The sequence below is a fragment of the Sphingomonas sp. LY54 genome (genome assembly GCF_035594035.1).
Taxonomy (GTDB): domain Bacteria; phylum Pseudomonadota; class Alphaproteobacteria; order Sphingomonadales; family Sphingomonadaceae; genus Allosphingosinicella.
The window spans coordinates 1,043,094-1,056,155 of sequence record NZ_CP141588.1; the positions used below are offsets into that span (position 1 = coordinate 1,043,094).

Annotated in this window: 11 protein-coding genes; 3 read left to right on the plus strand and 8 right to left on the minus strand. The window is 68.7% G+C overall.

Features of this window, described 5'->3' with window-relative positions; all coding sequences use genetic code 11:
• Positions 1-11: 11 nt before the first annotated feature.
• The 5 genes from SH591_RS05355 to SH591_RS05375 all read right to left on the minus strand — a co-directional run bounded on the left by SH591_RS05355 (position 12) and on the right by SH591_RS05375 (position 9,238).
• Positions 12-1,304, minus strand: coding sequence for an MFS transporter (locus tag SH591_RS05355; protein ID WP_324750841.1), 1,293 nt, complete (start codon positions 1,302-1,304; stop codon positions 12-14).
• A 27-nt stretch (positions 1,305-1,331) separates the two neighbouring features.
• Positions 1,332-2,738, minus strand: a complete 1,407-nt coding sequence (locus tag SH591_RS05360; RefSeq protein WP_416222341.1) for an amino acid permease — start codon at positions 2,736-2,738, stop codon at positions 1,332-1,334.
• Between the two features lie 85 nt (positions 2,739-2,823).
• Positions 2,824-7,035 carry a translocation/assembly module TamB domain-containing protein gene (locus SH591_RS05365; RefSeq protein ID WP_324750842.1) on the minus strand — a complete coding sequence of 1,404 codons (4,212 nt, stop codon included), beginning with the start codon at positions 7,033-7,035 and terminating at the stop codon, positions 2,824-2,826.
• A complete protein-coding gene (locus SH591_RS05370) occupies positions 7,035-9,002 on the minus strand; it encodes an autotransporter assembly complex protein TamA (RefSeq protein ID WP_324750843.1) in 1,968 nt (655 codons plus the stop codon). The genes SH591_RS05365 and SH591_RS05370 overlap by 1 nt, the downstream gene beginning before the upstream one ends.
• Before the next feature lie 59 nt (positions 9,003-9,061).
• The gene (locus SH591_RS05375) at positions 9,062-9,238 is read right to left on the minus strand and encodes a hypothetical protein (protein WP_322832331.1); all 177 of its coding nucleotides are present in this window, start codon (positions 9,236-9,238) and stop codon (positions 9,062-9,064) included.
• A 174-nt stretch (positions 9,239-9,412) separates the two neighbouring features.
• Here SH591_RS05375 and SH591_RS05380 point away from each other — a divergent pair, with 174 nt between their 5' ends.
• Positions 9,413-9,589: a hypothetical protein gene (locus tag SH591_RS05380; protein ID WP_324750844.1), complete on the plus strand. Its 177-nt coding sequence runs from the start codon at positions 9,413-9,415 to the stop codon at positions 9,587-9,589.
• Here the strand turns inward: SH591_RS05380 and SH591_RS05385 are convergent.
• Positions 9,586-10,224: a S24 family peptidase gene (locus SH591_RS05385; RefSeq protein WP_324750845.1), complete on the minus strand. Its 639-nt coding sequence runs from the start codon at positions 10,222-10,224 to the stop codon at positions 9,586-9,588. The genes SH591_RS05380 and SH591_RS05385 overlap by 4 nt on opposite strands.
• A gap of 94 nt (positions 10,225-10,318) precedes the next feature.
• Between SH591_RS05385 and SH591_RS05390 the strand changes: the two genes are divergently transcribed.
• Positions 10,319-10,516 carry a hypothetical protein gene (locus SH591_RS05390; RefSeq protein WP_324750846.1) on the plus strand — a complete coding sequence of 66 codons (198 nt, stop codon included), beginning with the start codon at positions 10,319-10,321 and terminating at the stop codon, positions 10,514-10,516.
• Entirely contained in the window at positions 10,504-10,842 is a 339-nt protein-coding gene (locus SH591_RS05395; protein WP_324750847.1) for a hypothetical protein, read from the plus strand. Before SH591_RS05390 ends, SH591_RS05395 begins: the two co-directional genes overlap by 13 nt.
• Here the strand turns inward: SH591_RS05395 and SH591_RS05400 are convergent.
• Together SH591_RS05400 and SH591_RS05405 are read right to left on the minus strand one after the other, a co-directional pair.
• A complete protein-coding gene (locus SH591_RS05400) occupies positions 10,839-11,675 on the minus strand; it encodes a hypothetical protein (RefSeq protein WP_324750848.1) in 837 nt (278 codons plus the stop codon). The genes SH591_RS05395 and SH591_RS05400 overlap by 4 nt on opposite strands.
• The gene (locus SH591_RS05405) at positions 11,675-12,877 is read right to left on the minus strand and encodes a TIGR04063 family PEP-CTERM/XrtA system glycosyltransferase (protein ID WP_324750849.1); all 1,203 of its coding nucleotides are present in this window, start codon (positions 12,875-12,877) and stop codon (positions 11,675-11,677) included. Before SH591_RS05405 ends, SH591_RS05400 begins: the two co-directional genes overlap by 1 nt.
• Positions 12,878-13,062: the final 185 nt, after the last annotated feature.

A 13,062-nucleotide genomic window follows, 5' to 3' on the forward strand; every position in this document is an offset into this window, starting at 1 on the left:
GCGCCTGAGGCTCAGTCTTCCAGGATCTGGCTGTGGTGGCGGGTATCGCGCATCCGCAAATAGACGATCAGCGAGACGCCGATCATGGCGGTCACGTACCAGTAGAAGCCGCTCTCCATGCCCTGCGTCTTGAACCACAGCGCGACATATTCGGCGGTGCCGCCGAAGAGCGTGTTGGCGAGCGCATAAGGCAAAGCGACGCCAAGCGCGCGGATATGGGCCGGGAACAGCTCCGCCTTCACCACCGCGTTGATCGACGTGTAGCCGGTGACAATCACCAATGCGGTGAGCACCAGCAGGAAGGCCGCGATAGGATCGCGCACCGTCTCAAGCGCTGTGAAGATCGGATAGGTGAGCAGCAGCCCGGCAAAGCCGAAGCCGACCATCAAGGGCTTGCGGCCCCAGCGGTCCGACAATGCGCCGGCCGCCGGCTGGAGCAGCATGAACAGGAACAGGGCCGCGGCCGTGATCTGGGTCGCCGTCTCGCGGCCGAAGCCGGACGTGTTGACCAGGAATTTCTGCATGTAGGTCGTGTAGGCGTAGAAGGCGAGCGTGCCGCCCGCGGTCAGCGCCATCACCAGGAACGCCTCGCGCGGATGGTTGCGGAACAGGCTGAAGGTGCTGGATTTGGGCGCGTCCACGCCCTGCGCATTGTGGAAACTCTCGGTCTCGGCCAGACGGCGGCGGATCCAGAAGACGACCACGGCGAGGCCGGCGCCGATGAAGAAGGGAATGCGCCAGCCCCATTGCTCGAGCGCGGCTTCCGACATGCTCGCCTGCAGCACGATCAGCACGCCGAGCGCGATCAGCTGGCCCGAGATCAGGGTCACATATTGGAAGCTGGAGAAGAAGCCGCGCCGCTGGCGCCCCGCCATCTCGCTCAGGTACGTGGCGCTGGCGCCATATTCGCCGCCGACGCTGAGACCCTGCATCAGCCGCGCGAGCACCAGGATCGCCGGCGCCCAGGAACCGATGCTGGCATAGCCCGGCGTCACCGCGATCAGCAGCGATCCGGCGCACATCAGCGACACCGACAGGGTGAGCCCCGCCTTGCGGCCCTTGCGGTCGGCATAGATGCCCATCAGCCAGGCGCCGATCGGCCGCATCAGGAAGCCGACCGCGAACACCGCGGCCGCGCTCAGCAGCTCGGCGGTGCGGTTGCCCGACGGGAAGAAGGCCGGCGCGAAATAGAGGGTGAAAGCCGAATAGACGTACCAATCATACCATTCGACCAGATTGCCCGCCGAGCCGCCGATGATGTTGCGCAGCCGATGGCGGCGGTCCTCGGCGCTCCTGTCGTGCACCCTCAGTCTCCCTTAAGCGCCGCCGCCTCACGCGGTGGCGAGCGACCGCCGGCTTCCGTAAGCCAGGTAGACGCCGAGGCCGATGACGTTCCAGACCAGGAAATAGAGCTGGGTCTGCGACGGCAGGCTGAAGAACAGATAGATGCAGCCGAGGATCGCGATGGCGCCGACCAGCCACGGCAGCGGGGTGCTGAACTTGCGGGGCACGTCCGGCGCGCGTCGACGCATGATCAGCATGCAGGCGGCGACCGCGGTAAAGGCCGCGAGCGTGCCGGCATTGGCCAAAGCGGCGATCTCGTCGATCGGCAGCAGCCCGGCGATGATCGCCACCAGAATCGCGGTGATCACCGTGATGCGGATCGGCGTGCCGGTGCGCGGCGACACCTTCGCGAGGCTCATCGGCAGCAGGCCGTCGCGCGCCATCACGAAGAAGATGCGGCTCTGGCCGTAGAGGAAGGCGAGCAGCACGGTCGGCAGCGCGATGACCGCCGAGACGCCGAGATAGGTCGCCGCTCCCGACTGGCCGAGGTTGCGCAGGATCAGCGCCAGCGGCTCGGGCGTGTTGGCGAATTCGGCATAGTGCAGCACGCCCACGGCGGTGACCGCGACCAGGATGTAGATGGCGACGCAGACGAGCATCGAGCCGACGATGCCGATCGCGAGGTCGCGTCCCGGATTCTTGGTTTCCTCGGCGGCGGTAGCGATCGCGTCGAAGCCGTAAAAGGCGAAGAAGATGATCGCCGCGGCCGCCATCACGCCGCGCTCGACGCCGTCGGGGCCCATCGCCTTGCCGAAGCCGTGCGGCATGAACGGCTCGAGATTGGCGGCATTGAAATAAGGCAGCGCCACCACGACGAACACGATCAGGGCGACGATCTTCACAATCACGAGCGCGGCGTTAAGCGTCGCACTTTCCTTGGTGCCGAGCATCAGCAGGCCGGCGACGACGGCGATGATGAAGATGGCGGGCAGGTTGACCACGCCGCCGGCGTGCGGCCCCTGCATTAGATCCATCGGAAAGCCGAGCCAGGCCTGGAGCAAGGGCGCGGCATAACCGGACCAGCCGACCGCGACCGCGCTTACCACCAGGCTGTATTCGAGGATCAGGCTCCAGCCGATCACCCAGGCGACGAGCTCGCCGATCACCACGTAGGAATAGGTATAGGCGCTGCCCGAGGCCGGGATCATCGTCGCCATCTCGGCATAAGCGAGCGCGGCGCAGGCGCAGATCAAGCCGGCGATCAGGAAGGAGAGGATGACCGCAGGCCCGGCCTTGTCGGCGCCGACCCCGATCAGGGTGAGGATGCCGGTGCCGACGATCGCGCCGACGCCGAGGGCAATCAGATGGGGCCAGCTCAGGCTCTGCGTCAGCCGGTGTTCGGCCGCCATTTCCTCGCGGCCGACGATGCGCTTGCGCGCGTTCCAGTTACCCATTCAGACCCCCGAATTCTTGTTTGCGCGCACAATGGCGGCTTCCGGGCCATTCGTCGAGATGCTGCGATCGACGGGCTGGAGACGCTCAATAATCCTTGGAAACCCGCACGTTCACGCTCTCGCGCCCGATCGTGGAGATGCTCGAGAGGAGCGAGAGCCAGCGCGTGATCTGATATTCGACCTGCGTGGCCGAATAGCCGCGGCCATCGGTGATCACCTCCACATAGACGCGCCGGCCGATATATTTGCCCGCCGCGATCGAGGTCCCCTGCCCGGTGCTGATGTCGGCCGGCAGGATGCGGAGGCGATCGAGCCCGGTCGCGGTGCGCACGGCATTGATCGGATCGAGCCCGCCGCCGGTATCGTTCAGGCTCGCAACGGCGGCGGCGAGCTGCAGCGCTTCGGGCGCCGACAGGTTGGTGATCGAGGTGCCGAACAGCAGCCGGCTCAGCAGTTCGTCCTCGGGCAAGGCCGGCGTGCTGGTGAAGGCGATTTCGGGCTTCTGGCCGCGCCCGGTGACCCGGATCGTCGCGTTCAGCCCCTGCACCCCGCCTTCCGCGACGATGTCCAGCAGGGGATTGATCGGGCTCTCGCCCTGGAAGCGGATCGTGCCGCGTTCCAGATCGAAGCGCCGGCCGGCGAAATCGTACGTGCCCCGCACCAATTCGGCCTCGCCGGTGATGCGCGGAGCGGTGACGGTCCCGGCGATCTTCAGGTCCGTGCCCCATTCGCTGTTGATGCCGAGGCCGGTGACGGTCAGGCGCTTATCGCCCCGGACCTTGAGGTCGAGCGCCCAGGGCCGCACCGGCCGCGGCGCGGGCGCTTCATCGTCGGGGCGGTTGAGTTCGCGCACCGGGATCCGCGCCACTTGGGCCGCCGCCGTGGCGCTGCCGAGGCGGAAGCTGCCGCTGACCAAAGCGAGATCGCCGGCGATCGTGCCGCCAGAGCCGTCCGAACGGATCGTGAGCGGTCCCGTCACCTGGGCCTTCAAATCGTCGCGATCGATCAATTGCGCGGCCTGCGTCTCGAGCGCGATATCCATCCCGAAACCGTTGGCGGCGGCGAGGTCGAACGTGCCGCGGCCGCGCACGCGCCCGTCCTTCTTGGTCGTTCCGGCGAAGCTGTCGATCACCAGCCGCGAGCCGCCGAAACGCCCGCTCGCCTGGATATTCTCGATCACCGTGCCGCTGACCGCGCTTTCGAGGCGGGCGCCGCTGGTGCGGACCGAGCCGCGGATCTGCGGATTATCGATCGTGCCGCGCGCGTCGGCGCCGACTGCCACCGGCCCGCTGAGATCGAGCATCTCCAGCCCGGTCAGCCGCCACAACGTATCGGCGGGTCCGTTGTAACGGAGCTGGGCGAAGAGCGGTGCCCGCGTCAGCCGCTCGGCCAGGCTGCCGCTGGTCCCGACCGGCGAGATCCGCGCCTGCGCGCGCCCGATCGTCCGGCCTTCGCTGACCGCGATCGCGCGCATCGCCGCGTTGCGCCCGTCGAGCTTGGCGACAAGGCCGATGTCGACCGGCCGCGACGAGAGAACCAGGCCCGCCCGCGTCAGCCCGCGCACGCGCAGGTTGGCGTCGCCGGTCGGCGCGCCGTCTCCCTTCGGCTCGCGATAGCTGACCGTGCCCGACGCGATGCCGCCCAGCCCCAGCCGCGGCCAGCCAATGTCGAGCACGGTCAGCGGCATCCGCTCCATGCGCGCGTTGAGTTCGTTCGCATCCTTGCCGAACAGGCCGGAGACGGTGGCGTTGCCCCCCGCAAAGGTGAGCGCCGTCGGCGACAGGCGCCAGCCATCCTCGGTCTGGGTGAGGACCGCCGGCTCGCTGAGCTCGATCGGCCTGCGGTCGACCGTCCCTCCCCCGGTCAGCCGCACCCGCCCGGGGGCGATGTCGGCGACCGTGCGGAACACGAAATCGCGGCCGCGGGTGCCGGCGATGTCGGCGCGGATCCGCCCCGTGCCGCCGCGCATACTGGCCTGGGCGTCGAGCCGCGCGAGCGACAGGCCGCCGCGGCTCAATCCGCGCGCGCTCATTGTCGCCTCGACCGAGGTCCCGGCCGGATCGAGCAGGATCACGCCGTCGAGCTTGCCGCGGCGGATGGTGAGCGGGGTCGCACCGGCAAAGCGGGCGTCGTTCGCCGTCAGATGCGCTTCGATCCGCTGCACATCGCCGACCGGGCTGAACGCCAGCTGCCCGTCGAGCCCGCCGCCGGCCACGGCGAGAGTGCCGCTGAACCCGCCCGGATCGGCGCGGAGCGTGCCGCTCGCGGTCGTGCCGGAAAGCTGCAGCGCCGCGATCTGGATCAGTGCCGGCTGGCCCTGGGGCAGCAGGATCGCGCCGTGAGACTGGAAGGGGCCCAGATGGGACTGCCCCTCGGCGCGATAGGCGAAGCCCTGCGCGTTGGGATCGAGGTTCAGCAGCACGTCCGCCAGCCCCATCGCGTCGTTGGGCCGCTGCAGCCGGATCGTCATCTTCGGCCGGTCGATCCGCCCGTCCAGCCGGATCGTGAACGGGCCATATTTGGCCTGCCGCCCCGTGCCTTCGAACAGGAACGTGCCGTCGTTGCGGCGCAGGCCGTTGCCCTGGATCGCGATCGACGGGCCGGTCAGCCGCAAATTGCGGAAATGGAGAATCTTGTCGGTGCCGCGCACGAGATCGGTCTCGATCTGCGGCAGCCCGCCCGACAGCCCGGCGAGGAAACCATTGTCGAAACGGCGCACCCAGGCGCGGCCCTTGCCGGTCACGATCGTGCCCTTGCCGCCGGGCCCTTCCACGATCTTGAGCTCGCTGGTGACGTCGACGACGCCGAGGCCGGGGATCAGATAGCGCGTCAGCCCACCCGACAGGATGACCTGATAGGTGCCGCCCTCGGTAAGATCGACGAAGACGCTGACCTTGCCCTTGAGCTTGTCGGAGCTCAGCGTCATCCCCTCGCCGGTCAGGCGCTTGCCGGTGACCTTGAGCACGCCGTCCACCGAGAGGTTCGCCAGGATGCCGCCGGCGACATCGCCCACGCCGGTCACGCGCCGCGCGAATAGGCGCAGCGGCACAGTGACGGGCGGATCGGACAGGCGGCCGCGCCCTTCGGCGCGAACGTCGTCGAAGCCGGTATCGTCGAAGGCGACGTGCGGCGAGGTCAGGCGATAGGTGAAGCCCGCGCGCTTGAACGGACCGTCGAGCAACACCGTCAGCCGGACGTCGCGGCCGCTCATGTTGGGGAACAGGGCCTTGGGCTGCAGCAATTCGGCGCCGACGCGGACGTCATCGAAGCCGCTGCGGGCGAGGTCGATCACGCCCTTGCTCTCGACCCGCAGGGCCTGCGAGCGCAGCGACAGCGCCCCGTCGAGCCGCCGGTCGACGAGCGTGGCGTGCGCGTTGACCAGGATCGCCGGCGCGGAAAGGCGCATCAGCTTGCCCTTCAGGAACTGCGCCGGCGCAAGCTCGCCCGACAGGCGGTAGCGGCCCTTTTCGGCCTTCAGCGCGAAATCGGCGGCGCGCTGGCCCGAGAGATCGAGCCGCGCGGTGCCGGCCCAGGCGCTCCAGCTGCCGTCGCCCGCAATCTGCAGGGCGATCGGCCGCTTGGTGCCGAGGATCGCGCCAACCACGCCGTTTTCCGGCGCCGCTAGCCGTACGTCGAGATCGAAGTGGTCGCGGTCGGGCTCGGCATCGAGCAGCAGGCTAAGTTCGTCGCCACCGCCGCGCACCTTGGCCTTGAGGTCGACCAGGGCGCGGCCGGAGCGTATGTCGGCCTCGCCGGTGACGCGCGCGATCCGCACCTCGCCGGTGACCGCTTTCTCGAACCGGAGCTGCGCGATTTCCAGCCGCCCGATGCGAATGTCGAAACCGGGCAGGATCGGCCGCGGCTCCTCGCTCGGGATCAGCTTGGGAAGGCGGTGCAGCACGACCAGCTCGGAGGTCAGATCGTCGACCACCAGCCGGTTGGTGAGCCAGGCGATCGGCTGCCAGTCCATCTCGATGCGGGGGGATTCGAGAAACAGCCCGTCGGGATCGTAGGCGCGCACGTCGATCAGCTGCGTGTCGCCCCAGATCGACCCCTCGATCCGGCCGATCCGGACCTTGAGCCCCGACGAGGGGCTGAGCGCGGCGATGCGATCGGCGAGGAAGCGGTGCCCGGCGTCGGTGTCGAGGAAGGCGAGCAGGCCGGCGAAGGCCAATGCGAGCGCGACCAGCAGCCCGACCACCCCTTTGGCGAGCGACGACGCCCAGCGTCCCCGCCGGCGGCGGACGGGCGGCTCGCCTTCCGCCCCGGCGATCGGCGCGGGCGCCTGGTCGGCCATCAGAAGGCCTGGCCCAGCGAGACGTAAACCGCGATTCGGTCGTCGCCGCTGCGCCGGTTGAGCGGCGTGCCGACATCGACCCGGATCGGGCCGAAATTGGTGTGGTAGCGCACGCCGAGGCCGGCGCCGAAGCGGAGATGGTCGATCTCCGGCAGCGGCGACGTGTAGATGTTGCCGGCGTCGATGAACGGCACGATCCCGAAATTGCCGACCCGGACCCGCGCCTCGAGCGCGAACTCGGCAAGGCTGCGGCCACCGATCGGATCGTCGAAGATCGGGTCGCGCGGCCCGAGCTTCTGGAAGCCGTAGCCGCGCACCGATCCGCCACCGCCGGCGTAGAAGCGGCGCGACGGCGCGATGCGGTCCCGGCTGGCGCCGAAGATCGTGCCGAGCCGCGCCCGCCCGGCGATCGTCACCGTGTCGGAAACCGGCTGGTAGAAGCTGCCGTCGAGCTGGACCCGCGAATAGCCGAACGTGCCGTCCTGCAGCGACGCTTCGGGCGAGAAGCGCCCCGACAGGCGGAAGCCGCGGGTCGGATCGAGCAGGTCGTTCGAGCCGTCATAGGAGAGGCTCGCCGGCAGCGCGCCGATCAGGAAGGTGCGCCGTCGCGTCGTGCCGCTGTCGATGTCGACGTCGCGTTCGTCCGAAGCGATCAGATCGGCGCCGAGCGACCAGGTCCATTTCTTCTGCCAGATGATGTTGCTGCGGCGCTCGATCCCGGCGCCCAGCAGGAAGGTGCGGGCGTCATAGGCATTGCGCTCGACATGGCTGGCCGCCGCTTGCGCGGTCAGCACCTGGTCGCGCTTGCGGAAATTGTTGCGGCGCAGGGTGGCGGAGATGAGCTGCTCGCGCGTGCCGGCGACGCCGCGGAAGGTGACGGCGCCTTCTGGGCGGATCAGGTTGCGGTGCTGCCAGCTCGCCTCGACCCGGACGCCCTCGCCGGTGCCGTAGCCGGCCGCGCCGGCGATGGTCCGCATCGGCGCCGGCTCCAGCGCGACGGCGATGTCGACCGTCTTGGTCGCGGGATCGTCGATCGGCCGCAGGCTGACCGACGAGACGATGCCGGTGGCGACCAGGGCCCGACGCAGATCCTCGAGCAACGGCTGTTCGTAGCGGTCGCCCGGATCGAACCGAGCGATGCGCTGGATATGCTTGGCGGAGAACAGCCGATCGCCTTCGACGACGATGCGCCCGAACTGCCGCGCGCCTTTCGGTTCGACCGGCAGCACCAGCGTCGCCGTGCGCGTTTCGTGGTCGACGGCGATGTCGAGCTTGCCGACATCGGCGAACGCATAGCCGCGCTTGCCCAGCTCGATCCGGAGCGCCGCCTCGCCGGTCGTCACGTCGGCGGCGTTGACCGGCTCGCCTTCCTCGACCCCGAACGCCTGCCGCAACGCGGCTTCGTCCTCGCCTGCCCCCTCGATCCCGGGCAGGCGGACTTCGGCGAAGCGATATTGCGGGCCCGGCTCGGCCTCGAGCGTCACCTGCGCCACATTGGCCGCCGCGCCTGCTTCGACACGGGTGCGCACGAGCGCGTCATAGTAGCCCCAGGCCCGCAGCAATTCGCTCAGTAGGTCGGCGTCGGCGCGCGCGCGCCGATCGATCTGGGCGGCGTTGGCAGTGTCGTCCGCATCCTGCTCGAGCGCGGACAATTGCTTGAACTGGAGGAGAAGCGCCTCTGACCCGACGCCCTCCAGCCCTTCGATCCGCACGGTGTAGCGGCGCTCGCTCGCCGCATCGGCGATGCTGGTATCGGGCGCATCGGCGATCTCGCCCGGCTCCTCTTCCATATCCGGCCATTCGACGCCGAGGTCGGGCATCGGAGCGAGCGGCGCCGAAGGGTCGAGCGGCTGGTCAAGCTCGTCCAAGCCGCTGCTCTCCTGCGCTCGCGCCGGATGATGGGTGAGAGTGAGGGCAGCGACGGCCAGAGCGGCCGCCACACGCCGCCCCGCAGCGACTTGCAACATAAAGCGAAATCTAGCCGGGGGCGGAGCGCTCCGCCAGCGGGATTATAAGGGCGTTAACCCTAGTGGACCGTGTCCGTCACGTCTTCGCCACGGAGCATCGTGATCGCGCGCTCGATCTGCCGCCAATGGCAGAAATGGATGACGTTGCCGAGCGTCCGGCTGCGGTCGGCCCGGTCGGCCGCCTCCGTCTGCGCGAGCTCGCCATAATGCTGCATCAATTCGGTCGCTTCGGCCAATGCCGCGCGATCCACATGGATATGCTCTCGCAAGAGGTCCCCGCATCTTGTGTTCTTAGCGTCCGCTTTGCGTCTAGCCCGCCCGGGTTTCAAAATGGCGCACCGGCTGGGTCAACGCGATCTTCACCATCCAGGGGCTGGCATCGCGGGCGGCGACCTGCCAAAGGACCGCGCATGAACGCACCCCAGTCCAACCGCACCCAGGCCGGCGGCTTCCTCATTGCTGCCAGCGTCATCGTCGGCTCCGTCGCGGGCATGATCGTCGGCCAGCCGAGCGCCGGCTTCGTCGTCGGCCTCGCCACCGGCGTGATCCTCGCCGTGGTGCTGTGGCGGCGGGATCGGCGCCGCTAGGCGATCCTCCGCCCGGCCCACACCACGCGACCGACCACGTCAATCTCGTCGAGCGGACAATCGGGCCAGCTCGGATAGGCGGAATTGTCGCTGCTGATCGAAGCGGTCCGCGCGACCGGATTGACCGACAGCCTCTTCACCATCAGCGCATCCTCGATCCGTAGCACGTAGATGCCGTCGCGCAGCCGGCCCGCGACATCGCTGCGATCGACCATGATCTCGTCGCCGTCGGCCAGGGTCGGGACCATCGAATCGCCCTCGACGCCGATGATCGAGAGCCCGCGCACGTCGCCCGCCCCAAGCCGTTTAAGCCATTGGGAATCGAAGGCGAAATGGGATTTCGCGCGCTCGTCGCCGGGCAGCGCGCCCGGCCCCGCCGACGCGCCCAACTCCAGATGCGGGACGATCACATGGCCGGCCGCGTCGGCTGAAGCCGGCTGGCCGCCAAGCCTTTCCTCCGGCACGCCGAAATAGCGCGCGAGGATGCGCCGGTCCTCCTCCGCGAGGGTCCTGGGCGTGCCGCGCTTGATGAACTGCTGCACATAAGCGGCGTTGCGGCCGATCAGCCGCGATAGCGAGGCATAATCCTCGCCTCGCTCCCTGATGAGGCGCTCCAATTCTGCGCGCGCGTCCATTCTTCGATCCTATCATAGGAATTTTCCTAGACAAGTAGGAAATCTCCTTCGATTGTGAACATAGCGAGAACATTCGAGTCGGAAGGAGAGACAGATGCACCTGCTGCAGCGCGTGGAGAGCCATCTCAGAAAGACCGGCATGACCGCCACCGGATTCGGACGCACGGCGCTCAACGACCCACGCCTGGTCCACGACCTGCGCCGGGGCCGCGAGCTCCGCCCCCGCACCGCCGCCCGCATCTGCGCTTTCATCGATGAACGCGAGCAGGGAGGCACGCTATGCGGCCGCTGATCAACGACGCCACCAGCGCCCTGCTGCGCGCGGTCTGCGCGCGGATCGAGCGAGTCGACCGCATCGTGTTCGAGGAGATCGTCAGCCGCCAGTGGGCAAGCGCCACCTTCACCGGGGCGCGGCACGACCTCACCTTCCGGCTGGAGGGGCCGAATGCTTGGGCATCGGCCGACTCGTTCCTGGATAATCTCGAAAGCGCGGAGTTTGCGCTGCGCGGCCACATCCTCGCCGACATCGCCCTGGTTTCGGAGGAACGGTTCGCCGATCCGGCGGGCGACCCGCGGACGCGCCTGCGGATTGAGGCGCTGACCGTCGAGGACGCCTAGGGCCGGCGCGCGGCCATTTTCTGAAGGTCGTCGAGCGCGCTACGCAGCCGCGCGTCGACCGGATCGTCGAACGGGACCGCGTCGATGACGGGCTCGGCCGCGACGCGCGTCTCGCGCATCTGGCGGCGGAGCAGACCCTGCTCCAGCCGTTCCATCAGTTCGGGGATGGTCGGCATGCGTTCGTCCGCGGCTACGGCTGCGGCCCCGGCATCGGGCGGGCAGGCGATCTCGTCTTCCGGATAGACTTCGGCCTCGGCGGCCTCCGGCTCCTCCTCATATGCCTCGACGTGCGGGATATCCTCGATCACCGGCTCAACCATCTCGGCTTCGGTGAGCTCGAGCCATTCCTCCGCTTCCTCGGCCTTTTCCACTTCCTCATCCGGTTCGGGCATCAGGAAGCGCGGCAGATCGGGCGTCTCGGCTTGGGCCGGCTCGCCAAGGTCCAGCCCGGCGAAGAGCGGCCGGCGCGACGGGGCGTCGGGGTGGAAATCTGCACGGCGCAGTCGCGGCGGATCGGCCGGCACTTCGGCCGACCGTGCCCGCACCGGCGCCTCGGAAGGGCGGCTGCCGATCGCGCGCAGCACCAGCCAGATCAGCACGAACGTTCCCAGCGCAGCGGCAACGATGACTGACAGGCGCGCGGTCTGGCCGAGCGGCGGTGCGGCGGCGGGCAGGATCGCGGACAGGCCGGTCCCGGCGATGGCGTCGGCGAAGAAGGCGTCGGGCATCGCATAAGCGACGAACGCAACCGACAAGGCGGCCAGCCCCGCCATGGGCAGATCGAGTGAGAAGCGCACGCCGCTCCCCCGCCTCACGATGCTTTTCGATGCCATTACAAAGCCATGCCAGTCAGTTTCCGATAAGCGGGAGCATAATTGGAAATGTTCAATGACCAGTTACGATCGCGCTCGACGAAGGCGCGGGCCGTGTCCCGCCGCGCCTCCCAGCCGTTGCGCTCGCCCAGTAGCCCATCGAGCGCCGCTGCCAGGGCTGCAGGGTCGTCCGGCGGGAACAGGGTGCCGGTGACGCCGTCCTCGATCAGTTCGCGATGGCCGCCGACGTCCGACGCCGCGACCAGCTTGCGCTGCGCCATCGCCTCGAGCGGCTTCAGCGGCGTCACCAGCTCGGTCAGCCGCATCGCCTTGCGCGGGTAAGCGAGGATGTCGATCAGCCCGTAATAAAGCTCGACCTGCTCGTGCGGCACGCGGCCGATGAAATGGATCCGTCCCGCCGCCGGCGATGCCGCGGCCTGCGCCTTCAGCGCCGCTTCCATCGGCCCGCCGCCGACCAGAAGCAGATGCGCGTCCGGACGCATTGCCACCAGAAGCGGCATCGCGGCGATCAGATCGTCGAGCCCTTCATAATCGTAGAATGAGCCGATGAACCCGATCACGTCTGCGCCGTCCAGGCCGAGTTCCTCGGCGAAGTCACGGTCATAGGGCAAGGGCTGGCCGAACATGCCCATGTCGACGCCGTTGGGCGAGACGAGAATCTTGTCGGCGTCGATGCCACGCGCGACCAGGTCGCGGCGCAGCCCCTCGCAGATCACGGCGACGGCGTCGGCCCGGCGAACCGCGTGCGTTTCAAGCAGGCGCGTCAGCCGATAGCGCAGCGACCCCTCGCGCCCGGTGCCGTTGCCGACCGCGGCATCCTCCCAAAAGGCGCGGATCTCGTAGAGCAGGGGCAGCTTCCGCTTCCGCGCCACACGCAGGGCGGCCAGCGCGGTCAGCACTGGCGAGTGGGCGTGCAACTGGTCCGGTTTCCACTCCTCAGCCAGCCGGTCGAGCCGGTCGGCGAGCATCCGCACCTCGCGCAATTCGCGCAGCAAAGGCGGGCCGGACGCACGGCCGGGCGTCCGATAGAAGGTGATTCCGTCGATCACTTCCGGATCCGGGCCCGGCGCGGCGTGGCGCACGCCAGTCAGGCAGGCGACGTCCCAGCCCTGCGCAATCTGCGCCTTCAGGATCGCGCGCGTCCGAAATGTATAGCCGCTGTGGAGCGGCAGGCTGTGATCCAGGACGTGGAGAATGCGCATGGAGCGCGTTTGCCACATCGGGCTTAACGCCGCGTCAACCGCGCGTGCCTACAAGGCTGGCAACGAACGCCGCGGGACCGCACGCACATGATCGACAGTTTCGCGCTCGCCCTGACGCATGGGTTGATGGCCCTGGCCGCCTGGCGCCTGCTGTTCCGGCCCGATCTCGACGACGAGGATGCGCC

What these genes read in the sequence shown, in the direction of transcription:
- SH591_RS05360 (WP_416222341.1), bottom strand. Translation starts at nt 2,738, where the DNA reads ATGGGTAACTGGAACGCGCGCAAGCGCATCGTCGGCCGCGAGGAAATG.
- SH591_RS05365 (WP_324750842.1), bottom strand. Translation starts at nt 7,035, where the DNA reads ATGGCCGACCAGGCGCCCGCGCCGATCGCCGGGGCGGAAGGCGAGCCG.
- SH591_RS05370 (WP_324750843.1), bottom strand. Translation starts at nt 9,002, where the DNA reads ATGTTGCAAGTCGCTGCGGGGCGGCGTGTGGCGGCCGCTCTGGCCGTC.
- SH591_RS05380 (WP_324750844.1), top strand. Translation starts at nt 9,413, where the DNA reads ATGAACGCACCCCAGTCCAACCGCACCCAGGCCGGCGGCTTCCTCATT.
- SH591_RS05385 (WP_324750845.1), bottom strand. Translation starts at nt 10,224, where the DNA reads ATGGACGCGCGCGCAGAATTGGAGCGCCTCATCAGGGAGCGAGGCGAG.
- SH591_RS05390 (WP_324750846.1), top strand. Translation starts at nt 10,319, where the DNA reads ATGCACCTGCTGCAGCGCGTGGAGAGCCATCTCAGAAAGACCGGCATG.
- SH591_RS05395 (WP_324750847.1), top strand. Translation starts at nt 10,504, where the DNA reads ATGCGGCCGCTGATCAACGACGCCACCAGCGCCCTGCTGCGCGCGGTC.
- SH591_RS05400 (WP_324750848.1), bottom strand. Translation starts at nt 11,675, where the DNA reads ATGGCATCGAAAAGCATCGTGAGGCGGGGGAGCGGCGTGCGCTTCTCA.
- SH591_RS05405 (WP_324750849.1), bottom strand. Translation starts at nt 12,877, where the DNA reads ATGCGCATTCTCCACGTCCTGGATCACAGCCTGCCGCTCCACAGCGGC.